Origin of the sequence: Bosea vaviloviae (genome assembly GCF_001741865.1) — a bacterium.
Classification (GTDB): domain Bacteria; phylum Pseudomonadota; class Alphaproteobacteria; order Rhizobiales; family Beijerinckiaceae; genus Allobosea; species Allobosea vaviloviae.
This window is the reverse complement of sequence record NZ_CP017147.1, coordinates 1260119-1281519: the sequence shown is the minus strand read 5'-3', so window position 1 is coordinate 1281519 and position 21401 is coordinate 1260119. Positions and strand designations below refer to the sequence as shown.

Below are 21401 nucleotides of genomic sequence, written 5' to 3'. Positions count from 1 at the left end.
AAATCCCGTTTGCCGGGGATGGCGCGCCTCCGTGAGGTTCCCAAGCCGAGACCGAATCGCTAGCGTTCGCCGCGCCATGCGTCATGCCACCGATCCCCTTTCCGAGCGAAACGACCCCGGCCCCGTCCCTCCGACGGCGCCAAAGGACGAGGCCGCGCGCGTCACGCCGATGATGGCGCAATATGTCGAGATCAAAGCGGCCAATCCCGACTGCCTGCTGTTCTACCGGATGGGCGATTTCTACGAATTGTTCTTCAGCGATGCCGAGATCGCCTCGCGCACGCTCGGTATCGTGCTGACCAAGCGCGGCAAGCATCAAGGCCACGACATCGCGATGTGCGGCGTCCCTGTCGAGCGCGCCGACGACTACCTCCAGAGGCTGATCGCGGCCGGCCATCGCGTCGCCGTCTGCGAGCAGGTCGAGGATCCCGCCGAGGCCAAGAAGCGCGGCCCCAAATCGGTAGTGCGGCGCGATGTGGTGCGGCTTGTCACGCCCGGCACCATCACCGAGGAGCGCCTGCTCGAACCCGGCCGCGCGAGCCTGCTGGTCGCGGTCGCGCGCCGCAAGCTCAGCGACGACGGCGCGCTCTATGGGCTGGCGGCCATCGACATCTCGACCGGGCGCTTCAGCGTGATGGAGACGCCGCAGGAGCGGCTCGCAATCGAGTTCGCGCGCCTCGAACCGCGCGAGATCGTCTGCCCCGACGCGATCTATGACGACCCGGCGATGAAGGCGTTCTGGCGCGAGGTCAATGTGCCGGTGACGCCGCTGGCGCGCGAGGGGCTGGACGCAGCCTCGGCCGAGCGCAGGCTCAAGGAGTTCTTCGGCGTCGCCACGCTGGACGCCTTCGGCGCCTTCACACGCGCCGAGATCGCGGCGGCGGGCGCCGCGCTCGCCTATGTCGAGCGCACGCAGTTCGGCGCACGACCGCCCTTGTCGCCACCGGTGCGCGATGCCGGCGCCGGCACCATGCTGATCGACGCCGCGACGCGGACCAATCTCGAATTGACGCGGACCCTGTCGGGCGAGCGGACGGGAAGCCTGCTCGCCACCATCGACCGGACGGCGACACCGGGCGGCGCGCGCCTGCTCGCCGAGCGACTAGCCGGACCGCTGACGGATACCGCCGCCATCGCCAATCGGCACGACGCCATCGCGGCGCTCGTTGCCGACAGCGCCCTGCGCGAGGATCTTCAGCGCGCGCTTGCCCGCGTTCCCGATGTGGCGCGTGCGCTCGCCCGCCTCTCGCTCGACCGTGGCGGTCCGCGCGACCTCGCCGCACTAGGGGCAGGCCTCACCGCCGCACGCGAGATCGCAGCCCTGCTCGCCCGCCAGGCGACGCTGCCGCAGGATCTCGCCAACGCCGCCAGCGCGCTTGCGGCGACCGATCCGGCTCTCCCGACCCGGTTGACCGATACGCTGGCCGAAGAACTCCCGCTCAACCGCCGCGACGGCCGCTTCGTCCGCGAGGGCTTCGACGCCGCCCTCGACGAACTGCGGCTGCTGCAGGTCGATTCCCGCAAGGTCATCGCGCAACTCCAAGCGCGCTACAGTGCCGAGACTGGCTGCCGGACGCTGCGGATCAAGCATAATTCCATGCTCGGCTACTTCGTCGAGGTGCCCCAGGCCGTCGGCGAGGATTTCCTGAAGGAGCCCTGGCGGGCGACCTTCGTGCACCGGCAGACGATGTCGGATGCGATGCGCTTCTCCTCGGTCGAGCTCGGCGAACTTGAGGCCAAGATCGCATCGGCCGCCGATCGTGCCTTGAAGCTTGAGCTTGGCGTCTTCGCGGCCTTGTGCGAGGCGGTGCTGGCTCAGGCCGAGCCGATCAAGGCCGCAGCCGCCGCGCTCGCCGAGATCGACGTCTTCGCCGGGCTCGCGGAACTCGCCAGCCGCGAAGGCTGGAGCCGTCCGGTCATCGACGACAGCGCTGCCTTCACCATCACAGGCGGACGCCACCCAGTGGTGGAAGCCGCGCTCAAGCGCGACGGCAAGCCCTTCGTCGCCAATGACAGCGAACTCTCGCCGCCTGGCGAAAGTAGCGGCGGCGGACGCATCTGCCTGATCACCGGCCCGAACATGGCGGGCAAATCGACCTTTCTGCGCCAGAATGCGCTGATCGCAGTGCTGGCGCAGATGGGCTCTTTCGTGCCCGCAGCCAGCGCCCATCTCGGCATCGTCGACCGGCTGTTCTCGCGCGTGGGCGCGGCCGACGATCTTGCGCGCGGCCGCTCGACCTTCATGGTCGAGATGGTCGAAACCGCCGCGATCCTGAACCAGGCCGGGCCGCGCGCCCTCGTCATCCTCGACGAGATCGGGCGCGGCACCGCGACCTTCGACGGGCTCTCGATCGCCTGGGCAGCGATCGAGCATCTGCACGAGGTCAATCGCTGCCGCTCGCTGTTTGCGACGCATTATCACGAGCTCACCGCGCTCGGAGACCGGCTGGAGCGCGTCTCCAACGCGACCGTTCGCGTCACCGAATGGAACGGGGAGGTGATCTTCCTGCACGAAGTGGTAGCGGGCGCGGCCGACCGCTCCTACGGCATCCAGGTCGCCAAGCTCGCCGGCCTGCCGCTCGCCGTGGTCGAACGGGCACGCGCGATCCTCAGTGAACTGGAGAAGACCGAGCGCGAGAAGCCGGTCGCCTCGCTGGTCGATGACCTGCCGCTCTTCGCCGCGCCGGTCAGGCGGACTGCGCCTGTCCTGGCCATTGCTGCAGTCGATGCGCTGCGCGAGGCGCTGGATGAGCTCGACCTCGACGAAATGACGCCACGCCAAGCGATGGAGGCACTGTATCGGCTGAAGGGGCTGGGGTGACGGCAAGCGATCAGAAGACTACTGAAACTCGCGTTCCCAATCGCGACGGCCGTGCAGGACGCGCATGATCAGGATGTCCTCCTCATCGACTGCGTAGACGATGATATGACTGCCATGGGCATGCACCCGGACCGGCGGTTGAATTTCCGTTCGCTCTCGCGCCATCAAAGGCTGGGAGGCGAGCAATTCGAAGCATGAACTAAGGTTGGCCGCGTAAATCTCGGCTTGCCTTTGCCCGAATTGCCCGACGCCTTCGAGATAAATCCCGACCAGATCCTGGTCGGCTCGCGGCGTTCGCCTAACCGCCATCGAGGCCAAGCTCTTTGGCGCGGCGACGGGCCTCCTCCCAGACCTCGTCCAAAGCCCGCGTGCTGACGCCGCTAGCGCGGCCTTCATCGATCAGCCGCTGGAATGCTGCGATCTTGTCCTGCCGCTCCTGGTCGCGCCGGATCAGGTCGCGGACATAGTCGCTGGCGTTGCCGTAGCGGCCGCTCTCGGCCTGCGTCTCGACCCAGGCCTTCATCTGGTCGGGTAGGGACACGTTCATCGTCGCCATGGCAGCCTCCTGTGGCGACGAGATTCACATATTTGGCAAAGATTGCCAAGATTGGATTATCCCAGCCGCCGAACGCCCGTGATCGCGCCGAAGCTCTTGGCCTGGATGCGGTCGCGGGCCGTGCGCAACGGCTCGCTATAGACCGTCATCGTATAGGCGGTGGCGTGCAGCAGCGTCTCCGGGTCGGTCAGGATGCCGACATGGCCCTTCCAGAAGACGAGATCGCCGCGTTGCAGGCCCTGAAGACTGTCGTCAAAGGCAACGGGGTGGCCGAGCGACGCCTCCAGCATGTCGGAATCGCGCGGCGAACCGACGCCTGCCGCCGCCAGCGAGAGTTGCGTCAGCCCGGAGCAATCGAGCCCGAGACTGGTCTTGCCGCCCCAGAGATAGGGCACATGCAGGAAGCGCTCGGCGACTGCGACAAAATCGGGTTCATAGGCGTCGGTGGCGGACAGATGAGCGGCGAAGACATGCCCGCCATCAGCAAGCACGAGGAAGTCGCCGGCCTCTCCCGTGACCGTGACGCTCGCGCCGAGGGACAAGGCCTCCAGCGGTGGCAATTTCATCGATGCGCCGGGATAGATGAAGGTCCGAAGCGCCGAGACGCGGTGTGTCGGCACGGGGGCGTCTAATCGCAAGGCGTCGTCGGGCACGTAGCCGACATAGCCGTCGGTGGCGAGCTGGACCCAGGCCCAGCCTTCATGGCTCTCATAGACATCGACCAACTCGCCCGACAACGCTTCCGTATCGAGGGGTGCATCGGGGCGCGGCTCGCGGCGCACGGGCGCCGAGGCCGCGACGACGCGCCTCGGCTCGGGATCGACGAAAGCGCGCGCCTCGACCTGGCCCCGCAAGCGGCTGGCGGCGAGATCGGGGCGGGCAGGCGTGACACGATGATCGAGAATCAGGCTCATGGCCGCAATCTAGCCGCTACCGGTTAACGCGCGAAGACTGTGGGTGTTAGCCACCGCCGAGCTCCCTTGCGCGCTCCGTCACCAGATCAGCCAACTTCTCGACCGCGAGCGCGCCTGCCACGGTGCGCTGGATGATGACATTGCGGCGGTCGAACTCATCCCGCCGCCGGCTGACGAGGCCGAGCTTGCCCATGGTGTCGAGCGCGCGCGTGATCACCGGCTTGGTGACGCCGAGCTGCGCGGCGAGCCCGCGCACGGTATGGGGCGGCAATTCGAGATAGATCGTCAGCAGGATCGCGGTCTGGCGGGCCGAAAGATCGGCCTGCCCGTCGCGCACCAGATCGAGATGCACCTGCCGCCACAGTCTGAGCGCCTGCGCGGGCCTGATCTCCAAGGGCATGAATACGCGGATCCCGATCGTTACGGACCCGTATCATTATGCGCCTTCGGCCCGGGCGCAATCGCTGTCGCGCAAGAAGCTTAACCGACAGAAGAGGCTTAGCCGATGGGGTGAAGCTGTTTCAGCAGCGCATAGGTCAGGCGGGCGGCCTGGCACTCGCCGCCCTCCGGCCGACCGGGTTTGGCCGATGGCGTCCAGCCATAGATGTCGAAATGGGCGTAGGACGCGCTCTTCTCGACGAAGCGGTTCAGGAACAGGGCCGCCGTGACCGAGCCGGCAAAGCTGCCGCCCGAGACATGATTGACGTCGGCGATCTTGGAATCGAGCAAACCGTCATAGGGCGGCCAGAGCGGCAGCCGCCAGACCGGATCATTCACCGCATTGCCGAGGCGGGCGATCTCGGCGGCCAACCCCTCGTCATGCGTATAGAAGGGCGGCAATTCCGGCCCAAGCGCGACGCGGGCCGCACCCGTCAGCGTGGCGTAGTCGATCAGCAGCTCCGGCGCCTCCTCATCGGCGAGCGCCAGCGCATCGGCCAGGATAAGCCGACCTTCCGCGTCGGTATTGCCGATCTCGACCGTGATGCCCTTGCGGCTTTGCAGCACGTCTCCGGGCCGGAAGGCTGAGCCCGAGACCGCATTCTCCACCGCCGGGACGAGCAGGCGCAGACGGACCGGAAGCTTCGCCAGCATGATCATGCGCGCGGCGGCGATCGCCGCGGCAGCCCCGCCCATATCCTTCTTCATCAGCAGCATGCCCGCCGACGGCTTGAGATCGAGGCCGCCAGTGTCGAAGGCGACCCCCTTGCCCACAAGCGTGACCTTGGGATGGTTGGGATCGCCCCAGACCAGATCGATCAGACGCGGCGCGCGCGGCGAAGCGCGGCCGACCGCATGGATCATCGGGAAATTCCTGGCCAGCAGATCGTCACCGACGATGCTGGTGACGGTGGCGCCGCATTCCTCGCCGAGCGTGCGAATCGCCGTCTCGATCTCGGTCGGGCCCATGTCATTGGCCGGCGTATTGACGAGATCACGCGCAAGCATGACAGACGTCGCGACCGCGCTCAGCTCCTCGCCATCGACTCCAGCGGGCAGCACGAGGCGGGCCATGGCGGAAGCGGGATTGCGATAGCGGTCGAAGCGGTACCCCTGAAGCAGCCAAGCCAGCGCAGCCAGGCCGGCATCACCGATCTCGCCCGACAGCACATAGTCTCCCGCCGGCAAGATCGCCGCGAGCCGGCCGGGCGCGAAAGGATCGCGGCGACGCGATTCAGACGATTCGACGCCGAGCAGGACGGCAGCAACCGCTCCCGAAGCATCGGGCAAGACTAGATGCTGGCCCGGCCGGGCGGCGAAGCCCTGAGCCTGCGCAAAGCGCCGGCCTTCCGGCGCCAGGGCTTCAAGCAGCGTGGGTAACCCGGCTTTCGAGACGACATGAACCGGAATGGCCGAAGGCGAGGCGGAAACGAGAAGGCTGTGCACGGAGATGGACACCTGATCGAAAGCGAGGTCGGGAACCGGTCGCGAGGCCGTGGTTAAGAATGCATTAGGGTTAACGTTTTATCACCGGCAGGACCAGATTTTCCATCGTTGCGAGGCGATCCCGCCATGTCCGCCAGCCTTCCAGCGCCCCTGATGGCCTCTCGCAGGCTTGTCCGCACCGGCCTTCTGGCTGCCGTCTGCCTGGCCGCATTTGCCACTGCCGGCTGCCAAAGCCGCAGCGGGCTCGGCGATATCACAGGCTCGATCGGCCGCAGCGAGGCCCAGCCGCGCAATCCGGCCGATTGGCAGGCAGAGAGCCAGCGTTGGGGCAAGCGCTACGACGCCAACCCCAAGGAGCGCGACGCCGCCTTCTACTATGCCCGCGCCTTGCGCGCGCTCGACCAGAATGCCCAGGCGCTGGCCGTGCTGCAGGGCGCAGTCCTGATCCATACCAATGATCGCGAAATGCTGGGGGCCTATGGCCGTTCTCTCGCCGATAATGGCCGGTTGAAAGAGGCGGACGAAGTGCTCTCCCGCGCGCATTCGCCGGAACGGCCGGATTGGCGCATCCTCTCGGCGCAAGGCACGGTGGCTGACCAGCTCGGCGAGCCCGAACGCGCGCAGCAGCTCTATCAGGCAGCGCTCAAGCTCGCGCCCGGTGAGCCGACCGTGATGTCCAATCTCGGCCTCTCCTTAGCGCTCTCGAAGCATTTGCCCGAGGCTGAACGGGTCCTGCGCGAGGCCGCCACCTCCAACCGCAGCGATGCGCGCGTGCGGCAAAATCTCGTCCTCGTGCTCGGCCTGCAGGGCCGCTTCGGCGAAGCCGAAACGCTGGCCCGGCAGGACCAGAGCCCCACGGAAGCCGCGGCCACAATCGCTTACCTCAAGCGCAGCGTCAGTCAGACGAATAGCTGGGACGTTCTGAGGGCCGGCGGCAGCAAGGGTAAGACAACCGCCCGCAAGCCGGAAGCACCGATGGGCGAAGCGCCCAAGGTCTGAGTACCGAGCTCTGGGAAAGACGACCTAGGCCGGGGCAATCATGCTTCCGGTGCCGCGCCAGCATCCCATGCCTGGAGATTGCGCCACGGCGTGAATGCAGGGTATCCAACCAGATTGGGCCGGCGAACGGCTTTGGCTGCGTTCGACGCCGCTCGGCGATCGCTGCTCCCGTCAATGCGCCTGGCGGGTGCCCATGGATGGTGTGACGATGGCCTTGATCGGCAAATGATCGGACGCAATGCGAGCAAGGGGTGTGTCATGAAGCTCAACCCGCACAATTGTTTCGGCAGGATAGCCAACGATCCTATCGAGGGCCCAGAGCGGAAACCCGGCGGGAAAACTCGGTATTGCAGCATGGAGCGGTCCAAACTTCGGCGCGAGTCCATGCAGTGTCGATTTTTTGCCCAGGCGCCATTCATTCAGGTCGCCCATTAGAAAAACTGGCCTGCCGTCGGTAGGCTTTGAAGCATTCACGAGCGCTTCGACCTGCTTCGAGCGCGAGCGTCGAAGGAGGCCAAGATGGGCTGCGACAATGCGAACGTCAGCGGCCCCCATCGACAGGTCTATGATCAGAGCACCGCGCGGTTCTACGCCGGGCAATACGAGTTGTCGGCTAGCCGTGACGCGTCCGTTGCGAAACAGCACGACATTCCCGTGCCAGCCATGACCTTGCCAGCGCGTTTCGATCATAACCGGTCGTAATCCCGTCTTGCGGTGCAGAAGTCCCAGATCGAGCAAACCCGCCCGTGCACCAAAGCGCTGATCGGCCTCCTGCAGCGCAACAATATCGGCGTCGATCTGTTTGAGAACTTCCACGATGCGGTCGGGAGCAAAACGGTGATCCCGGCCGACAGCTTTATGAATGTTGTACGAGGCTATCGTCAGCTCGCTGGTGGAATGGTGTGATTCGGGCCGGGAACCTGCCCCCGCCCGGTCCCGACTCCAGCTCGAGATGCGCAGCGCCGGCAAGCGCCTGGTCCGACGAGGTTCGTGAAGATCGGTTTCGTGCATCAAGATTGTCCCAAGGCGGCCTGCAACTCATCAATGCCGAAGCGAGGCGAGAGTTCAGCGACGAGCGAACGAATGTGATCGAGCCGGGTTATCTTCGCGACACGTTTTAACGGTTGCGCGCATGCCGCTTTTCGAAATCCTGGCCAGTTGCTTGGTGGTCATCACGCTCGCCACGACGGCGGCGTTCTATTCGTACGGGCGGTTTGCCAGGCGGGCAAAGGGCGAACCCTCTTCAGCTCTCCCCGTTCGTGACGATGCGACACCGTTGGATCGCGAGCTCGCCCCGCTCCTCCGGAATCACGACGGAGCAACGGGCTTGGTGCTTTTGTCAGACAATCTCCATGCTTTTGAGATGCGTGTCCTCGCTGCGCGCAACGCCGGGCGTAGTCTTGACCTGCAATATTACTACTGGTGCGAGGATCTGACCGGAAACCTGCTCGCGAGGGAGGTTCTCGCAGCAGCCGACCGAGGCGTGCGCGTCCGCATGCTGATCGACGACATTAACACCCGCGGAAACGATTCGAGCTACCTCGCCCTCGACAGCCACCCCCACATCGAGGTTCGGCTGTTTAACCCCAGTCGAAATCGCTCGAATGGGTTGCGGCGTGGCCTGGAACTAGCCCTGCGCGTCTTTAGGACGACCCGGCGTATGCACAACAAGTCGTGGATCGCTGATGGGCGTTTGGCCATCGTCGGCGGCAGAAATATCGGCGATGCGTATTTCGACGCGGCGAAGACAACGAATTTTCACGATATGGATTTGCTGTTTGTCGGCGAAGGCTTGCGCAGCGTTCAGGACATTTTTGACGATTTCTGGAACAGTGCAGTCGCAGTTCCGATCAGTGCGCTAAGCCGCCCCATATCGCGTAGACTTCATACGTCGAATCGTCCGAAGGACCGCACGACCGCGACGGACGCCGAACCCTATCTCCAGCATTTGGCCAAGCTCGATAGTTGCGATGGCGTGCTCCGCGCCGCCGGCCAACTAAGCTGGACGACTGAAGTCGAGATCGTATCCGACCCCGCCGAAAAGGCGTGGGCAGTCGGCCAAAAGGGCTGGCTCGCCGATCGGATCTATAAAACCATCGAGACGGCGCGCGACGAGCTGAGGATCGTGTCCCCGTATTTCATTCCAGGGGACAGGGGCGTGGACGCGCTGCGGCGGCTGTCGAAAGGCGGCGTGGCGGTGTCGGTGCTGACGAATTCGCTTGCTGCAACGGATGTGGTGGCCGTGCATGGTGCCTATGCATCCTATCGGAAACCGTTGCTGCGGGGCGGTGTGGAGCTCTTCGAGCTGCGGCCGGACATGCCCGCGCAGAGAGCCTCTCTCTTCGGATCGAAGGGGGCGAGCCTCCACACCAAGGCATTTACCGTGGACCGGCGCTCCGGCTTTATCGGATCCTTCAACTTCGATCCGCGCTCGGCCTCGCTGAACACCGAAATGGGTGTCCTGTTTTCGGATCGGACGCTGGTTGAGCAGGTGAATTCCGTTGTCCACCAACAAACGATATCCGCATCCGCCTTCCGCGTTAGCCTAATCGATGATCGGGTTGCCTGGAGCGATCATGCTAAAGCTGGAGGTGCACCCCAGGTTTACGAGCCCTCGGCCAGCCTGTGGCGTCGGTTTGCTGCGCGCGTCATTCGAATTTTGCCCCTCGAATCCCAGCTTTGAGCGGTGCCCGCGCCTTCAGCCGGCTTGTTGCTAATTCAGCGTTCCCGAATGCCTCCACGGCTATCCTAAGCGCTGTGAGCGGTCGAAAAGGCGCGTGTCGAACATGCTTCGCCCGCAAAGAACAAGCGGTCGTCGTGTTGGGACCGCGGTTCAGCCGCCCTCATAATGAGACTGCATTAGCTATCGATTTTGAGAGAGGAAGCTCATTCGGACGGACATTCCGCTCCTCAGCACGCGAAATTATGGGTTTCACGCAAGCATCTGGAATCGTTCGTCATATTCGATAGGGCAGAGCGCATATCAGTCTCGTCCGTGTCCGATTTCGGCACGCTCCAGTCTCACGGCGACATCCGACACCAAAAGCCTTCTCATTGCCATTTGAAGACCTGGATCAGCGCTGGCGTCATGATGACGACGAACAGCACCGGCAGGAAGAACAGGATCATCGGCACCGTCAATTTGGGCGGCAACGAAGCCGCCTTCTTCTCCGCTTCCATCATGCGCTGGTCACGGCTCTCCTGGGCCAGGGTGCGTAGAGCCGTGCCCAGCGGCGTGCCGTAGCGTTCGGCCTGGATCAGCGCGGTCGAGACCGATTTGACGCTTTCAAGCCCGGTACGCAGGGCCAGATTCTCATAGGCCTGCCGGCGCTCGGCCAGATAGGCCAACTCGGCCGTGCACAGCGCGAACTCTTCAGCAAGCGGAACGGACTGCGTGCCGATCTCGCCGGCGACCTTGCGACAGGCGTGCTCCATCGACATGCCGGACTCGACGCAGATCAGCAGCAGGTCGAGAGCGTCGGGAAAAGCCAGCCTCATCGACGCCTGGCGCTTGCCGATCTGATTGGACAGAAAGACTTCCGGCGCCTTGATGCCGAGATAGGCGGCGGCAATCGCAATCCCGATCTTGACCATGAAGGGTTGGCCGAAATCGTTCAGGACGAAAACGTAGAACAGCGTGAATAGGAAAAGCCCGATCGGCGCCACCAGGCGGAAGAACAGGAAACCGACTTCAGCTTGGGGGCCGCGATAGCCGGCCATCAGGAGCTGCAGCTTCGCCGTCTCCGTGCCGAGCCAATCGCCGAGCTTAAATTGGTCGACGACTCGGCGCATATACTGTTTCGGTTCCTGGCGAAGCGTGACCTTGTCCTTCTGCCGGTTGAGCCTGTCGCGCTCGCGGGCACGGATCTTCTCGCGCTCGCTGGCGACGCCCTTCATGCGCTTTTGCAGGCTGTTGCCTTCCGTCAACGGGATCGCCAGCGTCAACACGGTCGCGGCAGCGGCGACCGCAACGAGCATGGACAGCAGAAATTGCCCGTCGGCGAGCTTGTCTGCGATGAGAGCAATCATCCGCGCCGCCTCAAATGTTGAAGTTGATCATCTTGCGCATCACCAGGCAGCCGATCAGCATCCAGATGCCGCCGGCGACCATTGCGACCTTGCCGGTCTGTGTGAGCCAGAGAAGTTCGATGTAGCGCGGGCTGGTCAGGTAGACCAGGATCGCGACGACAGGCGGCAATGAGCCGATGATGCCGGCCGAGGCCTTGGCCTCCATCGAGACGGCCTGGATCTTGTCGCGCATCTTGCGGCGCTCACGGATGACGCGAGACAGGTTTCCGAGCGTCTCGGCGAGATTGCCGCCAGTCTTCTGCTGGATCGCCAGCACGATGCCGAAGAAGTTCGTTTCGGCGCAAGGCATACGATCATAGAGCTTCGCAGTGGCTTCCGTCAGCGGCAGCCCGAGCGCCTGGCTCTCGATGATCTGCCTGAATTCACCGGCGACGGGCTCGGCAGCTTCATGCGCGATGATCCGCAGGCAGTCGTTCAGCGGCAAACCCGCCTTGATGCCGCGGACGATGACGTCGATCGCATTGGGGAATTCGATCCCGAATTTCTTCAGCCGCTTCGTCTTGCAGCGCTTGATGTACCAGGCGGGCAGGCCGAACCCGCCGACGAACAAGCCGATGACCGCAAGAAGCGGCCTCTCGCTTGCCAGCAGCAAGGCCAGTGCGGTCATCACGCCCATGACCGCACTGACGATGTAATATTTCTTGCGCGTCCAGTTCAGCCCACCTTGCTGAAGGCGTGTTTCGAGGGAAAGCTTGTTGCGTGAGCTCTCGCGCTTCTCGATCTCCTTGAGGCTTTGAGCCACCTGGCCGCGCTTGGCCCGCATCTGGGTCTCGCGGTCGATGCCGCGCGCCGCGACCGGGCTTGCGAACTCCTTGCGGCGCTTTTCCGCCCGGGCCTGCCCGCTGAGCAGCGGATAAAACAGCGCATAGACGACACCCCCCGCGGCGAGTGTCGCGAGCACGATGACAGCGATGACGCTCTTATCCATGGCGTGTTGCTCCGCTCAGATCGCTCTGTCAGGCTGCATCGGCCTCGCTGTGCCTTTCCAGCATGTCGATCGCCGCCGCGAGGCGCTGTTCCTCGCCATAATATCGCGCCCGCTCCCAGAAGCGCGGCCGGCCGATGCCGGTGGCGCGGTGGCGGCCGGTGAGCCTGCCGGCCGCGTCTTCGCCCAGAATCTCGTAGGTCATCAGATCCTGGGTGATGATGACGTCGCCTTCCATCCCCATCACCTCGGTGATGTGCGTGATGCGGCGCGAGCCGTCGCGCAGGCGCTGGGCCTGGATGATGATGTCGACCGATGAGCAGATCATCTCGCGCAGCGTCCTCGACGGCAGGCTGAAGCCGCCCATGGTGATCATCGATTCGATACGGCTCAGGCATTCGCGCGGCGTGTTGGCATGCAGCGTGCCCATCGAGCCGTCATGGCCCGTATTCATGGCCTGGAGCAGGTCGAAGGCTTCCGGTCCGCGCACCTCGCCGACGATGATTCGCTCGGGCCGCATGCGCAGGCAGTTCTTGACGAGGTCGCGCATGGTGACGGCGCCGGTGCCCTCAATATTAGGCGGGCGCGTTTCGAGACGCACGACATGGGGTTGCTGCAGTTGCAGCTCGGCGGCGTCCTCGCAGGTGATCACCCGCTCATCGAGATCGATGTAATTGGTCAGGCAGTTGAGCAGCGTCGTCTTGCCCGAACCGGTGCCGCCGGAGATGACGATGTTGCAGCGAACCTTGCCGATGATCTTCAGGATCTCGGCTCCCGGCGGCGAGATCGCACCGAACCGCACGAGCTGGTCGAGCGTCAGCTTGTCCTTCTTGAACTTGCGGATCGTCAGCGCCGGGCCGTCGATCGCCAAGGGCGGCGCGATGACGTTGACGCGCGAGCCATCGGCCAGGCGCGCATCGCAGATCGGCGAGGATTCGTCGACGCGTCGGCCGACCTGGCTGACGATGCGCTGGCAGATGTTCATCAGCTGCGCATTGTCGCGGAAACGGATATTGGTCAGCGTGATCTTGCCGGCGACTTCGATGAAAGTACGCGTCGCGCCATTGACCATGATGTCGGCGATGTCGTCGCGCGCCAGCAAGGGCTCGAGCGGGCCATAGCCAAGAACGTCGTTGCAGATATCGTCGAGCAGTTCCTCCTGCTCGGCGATGGAAAGCACCACATTCTTCAGCGAGATGATCTCGTTGATGATGTCGCGGATTTCCTCCCGCGCCGATTCACCGTCGAGCTTGGCGAGCTGCGAAAGGTCGATCGCTTCGATCAACGCCCCGAAGATCATGCTCTTCATCTGATAATATTCGTCGGAGCGCGGCGTCTCCACCGGCACGGGCGGGGGCGGCGGGCTGCGCCGCGGATCACGCCCGGTGTTCTGGTCGAGCGTGCGCCCAAGCCCCGGCGCGGAAGCGGCCGCCTTCACGGTCAAGGCCTGGGGCGGATTTGCGCCGACTGATCGCTTTCCGAACATCTCAACCCTCTTTCGCGGGCAAGGCGAGACCCCGCCCGACCGAGCAGCCCGTACCGACGCTGACCGTGGCGCACATCATCGTCAGGCCCTGCGGCGCTTCAGCTTGGCGACCAGCGGCTCGAACAGGCCGCGCTTGCCGCGCTTGGCCTCGCCGCGCCCTGTCAGGGCGCTGGCTATCTGGACGAAGGCTTCGTTAACCTTGCCGCCGGCCTGGACCTCGGCGATCATCTGGCCATTATTGGCTGCGGTGCCGAAAAGCTGCGCGTCGAAGGGAATCGAACTCAGCACCTCGACATTGAGCGCCTTGGCGAATTCGGACGCATCGATCTCGGGCCGCTTGGGCAGGCCGACCTGGTTCAGCACCAGCCTCGCGCCGGAATCATTGGCGCGGCCGGCGCGCATCAAATCGATCAGGTTCTTGGCGTTGCGCAGCGAGGCGAGCTCGGGCGCTGCCACGATGACGATCTCGTCCGCACTGATCAAGGCGCGCTTGACCCAGGCGCTCCAGACATGAGGAACGTCGAGGACGACGCAAGGCACGCTGGCGCGCAGCAGATCGAAGAGCTGGTCGAATGCATCCTCGGAGAGATCGCAGGTGCGGTCCAGCATGGCCGGCGCCGCGAGCAAGGCCAGGTTCTCGCTACAGCGCGACAGCAGACGGTCGAGGAAATTGGCGTCGAGACGTTCCGGCGCGAAGACGGCTTCCGCAACGCCCTGCGGCGGATCCTGGTTGAAATCCAGGCCCGCCGTGCCGAAGGCAATGTCGAGATCGACGATGACAGTCGAAGCGTCGAGGTTGCGGGCGATCGCCCAGGCGACGTTATGCGACACCGTCGAGGCGCCGACACCGCCCTTGGCGCCCATCACCGCAATGATGCGGCCGAGATTACGGGCGCCGGGCGCGACATAGAGCTCCGACAGCGTGCGCAGGATATCGAGCGTGCCGAGCGGAGCGATCAGATACTCGCTGACGCCGCGCCGAATGAGGTCACGATAGAGTTGAACATCGTTGACATGCCCGACGACGACGACCTTGGTGCCGGCATCGCAGGCTTCCGACAATGTCTCGAGATGGCGGACCAGCGTCGCGGGATCGGACACCGTCTCGACCACGATGACATTGGGGGTCGGAGCCGAACGAAAGGCCTCGACGGCGGCCGCTGGACCGCCCATCTGGATACGCGCATGCGCCTTGTCCATACGCCGGTCGGCGATGACGGCCTGCATCGTTGCAGCCACACCCGGCGTCTCGCAGAAGGCCTGCAAGGTGATGCGCGGAAGCGGGGCGATGATGATTTCGTTGCTCGGGGCTTCGACCTGCGTCTCGGAGGCCTGATCCTTGTCCATCAGGTTCCTCCGCCGACAGTGGAATTGATCTGCGGCGTCTGCTGCCGGTATTCGGTCGAGGGATCCTTGCCTTCACGCAGCTTGGTGATGGCACCCATGCGTTTGGCGATGTCGGGGCGGCCCTCGCTGCGGGCGCGGACGAGATCGATCGGATCGGCGACTTGCGCGGCAAACGTCGCCTGGGTGGCGCAGCCCAGATTCCAGTAAGGCGCGTTCGATGCACTCGTCTTGAAACTGGACATGCCCGTATCCTCCGGCCATTGCCCGCAGGAATGCGGCAAGCCGGCCTGGAGAGAGGCGAAGGTGAGGCGGATCGGCGAGGCGAGACCCGGATCATTGACCGGGTAGGTCCGGACCGAGAGTGCGGCAGCGGATACGCCGCTGCGAGCCAGGGTCGCGCGGATGGCGTTGAGCGTGTCATGCGCCGCCATCTCGCGACGCATGCCGGTGGGAACCTCGGCAACGAGCCCACCGCGACCGGCGCGGCGATACTCCCGGGCGAAGTCGGCGACATCCTCGGCCTGCCTGGCATCGAGCCCACCCCCGGCTCGTCCGACGAAAACGTCGAGCGACCGCGGAGCGTCGCGCAGCACGATCGGGTGGCGCTCGCGCGTGTCGATCGGTGCGAGCGAGCCCGTGACATCGGCGGTCTTCGCGCAGGCGCCAAGCGTGAGACCCGCCGCCAGGACGGCAGCGAGCCCGCGCAGCTGGCGAAGCCTGATATGCTGTGATCGAACCATCATGGTCCCGTCATTCCTCTCGCGCGCTCGACGCCGTCAGTCGGCGATGAAGCCGACGCGGCCCTTATAGGCTTGCGGCAATGGCCCGCTATTGGTGCCGTAAATCTTGTTCAGGCGGCCCAGCAGGATCGCTTGCGCGTCATGGGCCTCGACGAAGCCGTCATCGGGACGCTGAACCTGATTGGGCTCCATCGGCTTGGCGATATAGGGCGTCGCCGTGATCATCAGTTCGGTCTCCTCGCGCTGGTAGTCACGCGAGCGGAACATGGCGCCGATGACCGGAATGTTCATCAGCCCGGGAAAGCCGTTGATCGACTGTTTCGTCACCCGCTGGATCAGGCCCGCGGTCGCCAAGGTGCCCCCCGATGGCAGTTCGACCGTCGTGTCCGACTTGCGGACCCGGAAGGCGGGAGCGTTGACGGACTCCGAATTGGGACCGCTGAAGCGGAGCTGGTTCTCGAAGTCGAGCTCGGTGACTTCGGTTGCGATGCGCATGCTGATCTTGTTGTCGGACAGCACGATCGGCGTGAAGTTGAGCGCGACGCCGATCGGCTTGTAAGCAATGCCGAGCGTGCATCTGCCGCTGTCGCAGGTGTAACCGCTCGGGATCGGTACCTCGCCGCCAGCCGTGAACTTGGCGCTTTCGCCGGAGATCGCGGTCACCGTGGGCTCCGCCAGAACCCGCGAAAGACCGGCGCGCTCCAAGGCACGCAGGGTGAAGTTGGTCGAATTTCCGATGCCGGCCGTCACAGCGGTCGCCGACAGCGCCTGCGGCGACAGCGGCAGCGGATTGTCGAGACTCGGGGTGATCGAGAAATTGCCGAGCTTCCATTCGCCGGTCGAGTTGATGCCGAGCTGCTTGATCGCCTTGCGCGAGACTTCCGAAACCACGACCTTGACCATGACCTGATCGCGGCCGCGGATCGTCAGCGAGTTGATGACGGCGCCCTTGGACGAGGAGAAGAAGCCACCCGTTGTGCCGACGAAAGCCGTAGCGATATCGACAGCTTGCGTTGCCTCCGAGGCATTGGCGACGTTGCCGACCAGCAGGATCGAGTTGCCGGCGGGCTTGATATCGATCTGGGCTTTGGGAAGAGCGCTGCGCAGCGTCTGGCGGAGCACGTTGAGGTCGCGCCCGACCTCGATTTCAAGGGCGGAGATCTGCCTGCCCTCGGCATCGATGACGAACATCGAGGTCGAGCCGTCGGCGATGCCAATGATGAAGAGCTTGCGCGCCGAGCGCACGACGGCGTTGGCGACCTTCGGATTGGCGACGAAGACTTCCTTGGCGTCGCGGGGGAGCTCGACGACCAAGGAGCGCCCGATCGACAGATCGAGCTTGCGCGCAATCGCGTGGTCGCTCGACCCGACATTCAAAACCGGCGCGGGGCCTGTCGACTGGGCGCCGGCCGGCCCCGCCATGAGGAGCGCAAGCGCCGCCGAAATGACAATGCGTTCGACGGTCATGGTTTCACGCCTCTGCTGGTGACGCCGTAGCGGACGAGGGTCATGGCGCCATCCTCGGCAGGCCGCGCAGCCTCGCCGACATCTTTCAGGCTACGGAGAGCGAGCGAGAGCGAACCGGTCTTTTGAGCCTGGGCGACGGTCTCGACCTGGCCCGGATCGACTTCCAGCGTCGCCGTCTCGCCGATGACGACCTTCTCGCCATTACGCTCCTGGACATTCTGGCCGATCGCCAGGACGCGGACATTGCGCAGGATCGTCTCGCTGGAATAGCTTTCGCTGCGGCTGCCCGTGCCTTCTTCGCGCGAGGTGCGGATGACGTCGACATGGTCGTTGGGCAGGATGAAGCCGCCTGCCGTGTTGGCGCCGCGGCTATCCGTACTGATCGCGATGGCGCGCTTGCCGGCCGGGAGCACCGCCGAGAGGAAGCCGGTGCCGTCGGTCTTGATCAGCTTCTCGCGCCGGATCGGCTCCGCGCCGAGCATCGCATAGCGAGCGACCTGACCGATCAGCTCCTTCTCGGCCTCCGGCGCCTCGTCCTGGCGCACCACGCCAGCCGGCACGCTCGCGAGCGGCCAGTCGATCCAGCGCATGTCATTGGCGGATACCGTATTGCCGATCGGGATATCAGCGGCGGCCACGAGCACTGGCACGGTCGGTGCAGCCTGGATCTGAGCCACCGGCGCAGGAACATCCGCCGGGCGCTGCATGAGCAGGGCCGCGCCGAGTCCGGCGACCAGCGCCACGACGAGAATGATGATGCGGGCGGGACTCATTGCGACTGACCCTCAGCCAAACCGAGATGGCTTTCGGCGGGGATCGTGCGATGGGAATCGTCAACTTATGGTTAATCGAGCGTGTATTTTTTTCCGGACACGGCGTCTGAATGACGGTGCGAACGCCACTCAAGCACCGATGGCAGCACGCCAGAGATCGGTGTCGGGGAGGACGAAGAGCGCCGAGAAGGCAAGCGCGATACCATAAGGCACGCCTTCATTGGCGGCATGGAGCCGGCGCATCCACGGCCAACCAGCCACCATGGCCGGCAGCGGCCCGGAACGGAGGCTGAGGATGGCGAGCGTCAGGACACCGCCCGCGATGCCCGCGAGCATCAAATAGGGCATCAATTGGCCGAAACCGAACCAGAGCGCGACCGCTGCCGCAAACTTGGCATCGCCGCCACCGATCCAGCCGGCCGCGAACATGCCGAAGCAAACCGACAGCACGAGGCCGCCTGCCGCAAGGTGCCAGCCGATCTGGCTCCAGGAGAGACCGAGCAACAGCGCACACAGCGCAAACGCCACGATCAGGAGCAGGCAGAGACGGTTGGAAATTGTCATCGAGATCAGGTCACTGGACGCTGCGAACGCCATGATGGCCGGGAAAATAACGAGTAAGATGACAAGCGAGAGCGACATCGAACAATCTCCGGAACTCAACACTCCTAACTTTCGCACAGCTCTCTCATCAAAGCCTTACCGAAGTGCGCAAAAGTATAGCTTCAAAGCAGAACGCCCCGGACAAGCCGGGGCGTTCCAAATTGCGGCGCGAAACGCCGCACTGTGCAATCACACCGGAGCGACCAGCTTGGCCTGGATACCCTGGAAGAGCGCCTGAAGCTTGGTGCCCACCGCCGTCATTCCGACGATGGCAGCGACAGCGACGAGGGCCGCGATCAGGCCGTATTCGATTGCGGTGGCACCGGACTCGTCCTTGACGAAGCGGGCGAAGAGATTGGTCATGTTGGAATTCCTTTTGCACCACGGTTTGACTGCTGCCGTTGCTCTGAGCGGCTTCGGTCAGCGACAGATGGACACTACCTCGCGCCCCTTGCCGATCAGTTAAGCCGAAAGAAGAATTCGCTCGTTTTGAGAGACATCGAATCGATGGTTAATGCTGAATTTATGAGATCATGTAGCGTTTATTTGCAACAACTCCTAGTATTCGATTTTATTTCCACTCTCACGCATTCGCGAACAAGCTCCCTTTCCCCCATGTCGCTTCACCTCAAGCCAGATCGACTGAATTCTCGAGAGAAAAACCCTCAATCGCAGCAGCTCCCGGTAACGATCTAAGCCTTCGGCACAGGTCCATTAGGGATTGATTCATCAATTTGCGCTTTGCTCCCGATGTTGGAATCCTTGAGGCGTCAGCCATGTCCACTCTCGAACCGTCAGCGCCACGTCGCCGGGCACGCTTGTCGTGGATTCTGGCCGCGCTCATCGCGTTCGCCACACAGGCCGAAGTGGTAAACGCCGCGCCGCAGGCAGCCGCGCCCGAAACCGTGAACGTCCTGGTCGATCACGCGAAGGTGGTCCGGCTGCCGGAGAGGGCCCAGACCGTGATCGTCGGCAATCCCGGCATCGCCGATGTCTCGGTGCAGAAGAACGGCGTGATGGTCGTTACCGGCAAGAGCTTCGGCGTCACCAATCTGATCGCCCTCGACGCCGGCGGCGCACTGCTGGCAGAATCCCTCGTGCGCGTGAGCGCGGCTTCCGACTCCATCCTGACCGTGCAGCGCGGCCTGGAGCGCGAATCCTATTCCTGCACGCCGATATGCCAGCCGTCCGTTCAGCTCGGCGACGCACAGAAGTATTTCGGCGAGGTCGGCGGCCAAACCACCGCGCGCAACAACCTGGCGGTCGGCACGAACCGCTAGCGAAACATAGGGCGGCGACCCAATCCTCACCTGCTCCGGCAGCATAGCGAGCGGCCATCAAGGTGAACGGCAAGCTAACGCCTCCGGCGAGGGCCTGCATCTGGCCATAACGGATCCGAAATTCTTTTCGCCTAAGACTGCGCTCGCCGAGATCGACGGGCTCGTCCCGACGGCTGCCGGCATGACAAGTCGAGAATGTGTCTCGGTCTCACCTGCCCTGCAGTTCCCCGTGACACGCCAGCTGGACGCATGACGCTATGACGGGTCATCCGATCGAAACACCGGCCGTGCCTACGCGCCGACCGCGCGGAATCCGCCGCCTGCTGCAGCGCTTCAGGCGCTCGCAGGACGGCGCCACGATCATCGAATTCGCCATGGTCGCAACGCCTTTCCTGATGCTGCTGGCAGCGATCTTCGAGACCGCGCTGATGTTCTGGACCAGCCAGGCGCTCGAGGAGGGCGTCAGCCAGGCCTCGCGCGCTCTGCTCACCGGCCAGTCGCAGACACTCTACAAAGGCTCCGCCAGCGCCAATGCGACAGCCTTCAAGAACGCGATCTGCTCCAATGCGCCGGGCCTGATCGATTGCACCAAGGTGACCATCGACGTCCGCAGCTACGCCTCCTTCGCCAGCGCGAACACAGGCACGGCCGCCAGCAAACCCGTGAGCGGCGGTGCTTTGAACACGACCGGTTACGGCTACACCCAGCCGCTGCCCGGGCAGATCGTCGTCGTGCGGGCGGTACTCGAATACAAGCTGATCTTCACGCAATGGAGTTCCGCGCTTGCCAATATCGGCGCGGGTAAGACTGCGATCGTGGCCTCCGCCACCTTCCGCGCCGAACCCTTCGCCGTTCCTTCGACCTGAGGCCAGATCATGTGGCGTGCCCTATCCTTCCGCCGCAACCAGGCCGTCCTGCGCGGCCTGGCGCGGCGTTTCGCCCGCAGCCGCCGCGGCGTCGCCGCAATCGAGTTCGCCTTCGTTCTTCCTGTCATGCTGACGGTCTATTTCGGTATCGTCGAAGTCGCGCAGGGCGTGATGATCGATCGCAAGGTCACGGATTTGAACCGCGCTCTCGCCGATCTGACCGCCCAGGGCACGTCGATCTCGGACGCCGAGATGAGCAATATCTTCGATGCCGCGCAAACCGTCATGGCGCCGTTCACGAGCGTGGCACCGAAAATGGCCATCGTCAGCGTCGTCATCGACAGCAGCGGCGTTGCCAAGGTCTGCTGGAGCGCGCAGCGCAATACGACCGTGCCGAAACGCGGAGACACGGTCGCCCTGCCGGACAATCTCAAGATCGCCAGCACCTCGCTGATCATGGCGACGGCGAGCTATAGCTTCACGCCGCCGGTCGGCTATTTCTTGACCGGGCCGATCGTGATCGGCAACACCCCGATCTATATGCGCCCGCGCGTCGGCAAGACCGGCGGCACCGGCAACATAGAGCAGGTCGAGCGGGCCAGCGTTGCCATGTGCCCGCTCTACAACTGACGGGGAACGCCGCCCCGCAGC

The 21401-nt window shown here is 64.3% G+C and carries 21 protein-coding genes and 1 pseudogene; 7 read left to right on the top strand and 15 right to left on the bottom strand.

Annotation, left to right across the window (positions count from 1 at the left end; genetic code table 11):
• Positions 1–76: 76 nt before the first annotated feature.
• Positions 77–2749 (top strand): annotated as a pseudogene (gene mutS / locus BHK69_RS06070) (DNA mismatch repair protein MutS); the annotation flags it as partial.
• On the top strand, positions 2732–2821 hold the full coding sequence (locus BHK69_RS33700) for a hypothetical protein (protein WP_503413691.1): 90 nt from the start codon (positions 2732–2734) through the stop codon (positions 2819–2821). The pseudogene mutS and the gene BHK69_RS33700, both read left to right, overlap by 18 nt.
• Positions 2822–2839: 18 nt before the next feature.
• On the opposite strand, the gene BHK69_RS06065 is transcribed toward BHK69_RS33700, so the two are convergent.
• The 5 genes from BHK69_RS06065 to BHK69_RS06045 form a co-directional block, all read right to left on the bottom strand.
• A complete protein-coding gene (locus BHK69_RS06065) occupies positions 2840–3130 on the bottom strand; it encodes a type II toxin-antitoxin system RelE/ParE family toxin (protein WP_069689319.1) in 291 nt (96 codons plus the stop codon).
• Positions 3120–3377 carry a type II toxin-antitoxin system ParD family antitoxin gene (locus BHK69_RS06060; protein ID WP_069689318.1) on the bottom strand — a complete coding sequence of 86 codons (258 nt, stop codon included), beginning with the start codon at positions 3375–3377 and terminating at the stop codon, positions 3120–3122. The genes BHK69_RS06065 and BHK69_RS06060 overlap by 11 nt, the downstream gene beginning before the upstream one ends.
• A gap of 56 nt (positions 3378–3433) precedes the next feature.
• Positions 3434–4291 carry a C40 family peptidase gene (locus tag BHK69_RS06055; protein WP_069689317.1) on the bottom strand — a complete coding sequence of 286 codons (858 nt, stop codon included), beginning with the start codon at positions 4289–4291 and terminating at the stop codon, positions 3434–3436.
• Positions 4292–4337: 46 nt separating this feature from the next.
• Positions 4338–4691 carry a MarR family transcriptional regulator gene (locus tag BHK69_RS06050; protein ID WP_069689316.1) on the bottom strand — a complete coding sequence of 118 codons (354 nt, stop codon included), beginning with the start codon at positions 4689–4691 and terminating at the stop codon, positions 4338–4340.
• 98 nt (positions 4692–4789) lie between these two features.
• Positions 4790–6175 carry a leucyl aminopeptidase family protein gene (locus BHK69_RS06045; RefSeq protein WP_069693416.1) on the bottom strand — a complete coding sequence of 462 codons (1386 nt, stop codon included), beginning with the start codon at positions 6173–6175 and terminating at the stop codon, positions 4790–4792.
• A 126-nt stretch (positions 6176–6301) separates the two neighbouring features.
• Between BHK69_RS06045 and BHK69_RS06040 the strand changes: the two genes are divergently transcribed.
• Positions 6302–7174 (top strand): tetratricopeptide repeat protein, encoded by an 873-nt coding sequence (locus tag BHK69_RS06040; protein ID WP_069689315.1) that lies wholly within the window; start codon positions 6302–6304, stop codon positions 7172–7174.
• Between the two features lie 171 nt (positions 7175–7345).
• Here the strand turns inward: BHK69_RS06040 and BHK69_RS31305 are convergent, their stop codons facing one another.
• A complete protein-coding gene (locus tag BHK69_RS31305; RefSeq protein ID WP_083269152.1) occupies positions 7346–8185 on the bottom strand; it encodes an endonuclease/exonuclease/phosphatase family protein in 840 nt (279 codons plus the stop codon).
• A 121-nt stretch (positions 8186–8306) separates the two neighbouring features.
• Between BHK69_RS31305 and BHK69_RS06025 the strand changes: the two genes are divergently transcribed.
• Positions 8307–9857: a phospholipase D family protein gene (locus BHK69_RS06025; protein WP_069689312.1), complete on the top strand. Its 1551-nt coding sequence runs from the start codon at positions 8307–8309 to the stop codon at positions 9855–9857.
• Positions 9858–10225: 368 nt separating this feature from the next.
• Here BHK69_RS06025 and BHK69_RS06020 read toward each other — a convergent pair whose 3' ends face one another.
• The 9 genes from BHK69_RS06020 to BHK69_RS05980 form a co-directional block, all read right to left on the bottom strand.
• A complete protein-coding gene (locus BHK69_RS06020; protein WP_069689311.1) occupies positions 10226–11203 on the bottom strand; it encodes a type II secretion system F family protein in 978 nt (325 codons plus the stop codon).
• A gap of 10 nt (positions 11204–11213) precedes the next feature.
• Complete coding sequence (locus tag BHK69_RS06015) at positions 11214–12191, bottom strand: type II secretion system F family protein (protein WP_069689310.1); 978 nt, start codon at positions 12189–12191, stop codon at positions 11214–11216.
• A gap of 28 nt (positions 12192–12219) precedes the next feature.
• Positions 12220–13674, bottom strand: a complete 1455-nt coding sequence (locus BHK69_RS06010) for a TadA family conjugal transfer-associated ATPase (protein WP_069689309.1) — start codon at positions 13672–13674, stop codon at positions 12220–12222.
• Between the two features lie 81 nt (positions 13675–13755).
• Entirely contained in the window at positions 13756–15021 is a 1266-nt protein-coding gene (locus BHK69_RS06005; protein WP_069689308.1) for a CpaE/TadZ family protein, read from the bottom strand.
• The gene (locus BHK69_RS06000) at positions 15021–15764 is read right to left on the bottom strand and encodes a CpaD family pilus assembly protein (RefSeq protein WP_069689307.1); all 744 of its coding nucleotides are present in this window, start codon (positions 15762–15764) and stop codon (positions 15021–15023) included. Before BHK69_RS06000 ends, BHK69_RS06005 begins: the two co-directional genes overlap by 1 nt.
• 33 nt (positions 15765–15797) lie before the next feature.
• On the bottom strand, positions 15798–17228 hold the full coding sequence (locus tag BHK69_RS05995; RefSeq protein ID WP_069689306.1) for a type II and III secretion system protein family protein: 1431 nt from the start codon (positions 17226–17228) through the stop codon (positions 15798–15800).
• Positions 17225–18001, bottom strand: coding sequence for a Flp pilus assembly protein CpaB (gene cpaB, locus BHK69_RS05990; protein ID WP_069689305.1), 777 nt, complete (start codon positions 17999–18001; stop codon positions 17225–17227). Before cpaB ends, BHK69_RS05995 begins: the two co-directional genes overlap by 4 nt.
• A gap of 129 nt (positions 18002–18130) precedes the next feature.
• Entirely contained in the window at positions 18131–18643 is a 513-nt protein-coding gene (locus tag BHK69_RS05985) for an A24 family peptidase (protein ID WP_069689304.1), read from the bottom strand.
• A gap of 150 nt (positions 18644–18793) precedes the next feature.
• Positions 18794–18967 carry a Flp family type IVb pilin gene (locus BHK69_RS05980; protein WP_069689303.1) on the bottom strand — a complete coding sequence of 58 codons (174 nt, stop codon included), beginning with the start codon at positions 18965–18967 and terminating at the stop codon, positions 18794–18796.
• Positions 18968–19380: 413 nt separating this feature from the next.
• Here BHK69_RS05980 and BHK69_RS05975 point away from each other — a divergent pair, with 413 nt between their 5' ends.
• From BHK69_RS05975 to BHK69_RS05965, 3 genes are all read left to right on the top strand, one after another.
• Complete coding sequence (locus BHK69_RS05975; protein ID WP_083269151.1) at positions 19381–19884, top strand: pilus assembly protein N-terminal domain-containing protein; 504 nt, start codon at positions 19381–19383, stop codon at positions 19882–19884.
• A 287-nt stretch (positions 19885–20171) separates the two neighbouring features.
• Entirely contained in the window at positions 20172–20750 is a 579-nt protein-coding gene (locus BHK69_RS05970; protein WP_158516165.1) for a TadE/TadG family type IV pilus assembly protein, read from the top strand.
• A 9-nt stretch (positions 20751–20759) separates the two neighbouring features.
• Entirely contained in the window at positions 20760–21380 is a 621-nt protein-coding gene (locus BHK69_RS05965) for a TadE/TadG family type IV pilus assembly protein (protein WP_069689301.1), read from the top strand.
• Positions 21381–21401 lie beyond the last annotated feature (21 nt).

What these genes read in the sequence shown, in the direction of transcription:
- BHK69_RS31305 (WP_083269152.1), bottom strand. Translation starts at nt 8,185, where the DNA reads ATGCACGAAACCGATCTTCACGAACCTCGTCGGACCAGGCGCTTGCCG.
- cpaB (WP_069689305.1), bottom strand. Translation starts at nt 18,001, where the DNA reads ATGAGTCCCGCCCGCATCATCATTCTCGTCGTGGCGCTGGTCGCCGGA.
- BHK69_RS06050 (WP_069689316.1), bottom strand. Translation starts at nt 4,691, where the DNA reads ATGCCCTTGGAGATCAGGCCCGCGCAGGCGCTCAGACTGTGGCGGCAG.
- BHK69_RS05965 (WP_069689301.1), top strand. Translation starts at nt 20,760, where the DNA reads ATGTGGCGTGCCCTATCCTTCCGCCGCAACCAGGCCGTCCTGCGCGGC.
- BHK69_RS06020 (WP_069689311.1), bottom strand. Translation starts at nt 11,203, where the DNA reads ATGATTGCTCTCATCGCAGACAAGCTCGCCGACGGGCAATTTCTGCTG.
- BHK69_RS06055 (WP_069689317.1), bottom strand. Translation starts at nt 4,291, where the DNA reads ATGAGCCTGATTCTCGATCATCGTGTCACGCCTGCCCGCCCCGATCTC.
- BHK69_RS06040 (WP_069689315.1), top strand. Translation starts at nt 6,302, where the DNA reads ATGTCCGCCAGCCTTCCAGCGCCCCTGATGGCCTCTCGCAGGCTTGTC.
- BHK69_RS06025 (WP_069689312.1), top strand. Translation starts at nt 8,307, where the DNA reads ATGCCGCTTTTCGAAATCCTGGCCAGTTGCTTGGTGGTCATCACGCTC.
- BHK69_RS06000 (WP_069689307.1), bottom strand. Translation starts at nt 15,764, where the DNA reads ATGATGGTTCGATCACAGCATATCAGGCTTCGCCAGCTGCGCGGGCTC.
- BHK69_RS05980 (WP_069689303.1), bottom strand. Translation starts at nt 18,967, where the DNA reads ATGACCAATCTCTTCGCCCGCTTCGTCAAGGACGAGTCCGGTGCCACC.
- BHK69_RS06015 (WP_069689310.1), bottom strand. Translation starts at nt 12,191, where the DNA reads ATGGATAAGAGCGTCATCGCTGTCATCGTGCTCGCGACACTCGCCGCG.
- BHK69_RS06005 (WP_069689308.1), bottom strand. Translation starts at nt 15,021, where the DNA reads ATGGACAAGGATCAGGCCTCCGAGACGCAGGTCGAAGCCCCGAGCAAC.
- BHK69_RS06065 (WP_069689319.1), bottom strand. Translation starts at nt 3,130, where the DNA reads ATGGCGGTTAGGCGAACGCCGCGAGCCGACCAGGATCTGGTCGGGATT.
- BHK69_RS05995 (WP_069689306.1), bottom strand. Translation starts at nt 17,228, where the DNA reads ATGACCGTCGAACGCATTGTCATTTCGGCGGCGCTTGCGCTCCTCATG.
- BHK69_RS06010 (WP_069689309.1), bottom strand. Translation starts at nt 13,674, where the DNA reads ATGTTCGGAAAGCGATCAGTCGGCGCAAATCCGCCCCAGGCCTTGACC.
- BHK69_RS05975 (WP_083269151.1), top strand. Translation starts at nt 19,381, where the DNA reads ATGTCCACTCTCGAACCGTCAGCGCCACGTCGCCGGGCACGCTTGTCG.
- BHK69_RS05985 (WP_069689304.1), bottom strand. Translation starts at nt 18,643, where the DNA reads ATGTCGCTCTCGCTTGTCATCTTACTCGTTATTTTCCCGGCCATCATG.
- BHK69_RS06060 (WP_069689318.1), bottom strand. Translation starts at nt 3,377, where the DNA reads ATGGCGACGATGAACGTGTCCCTACCCGACCAGATGAAGGCCTGGGTC.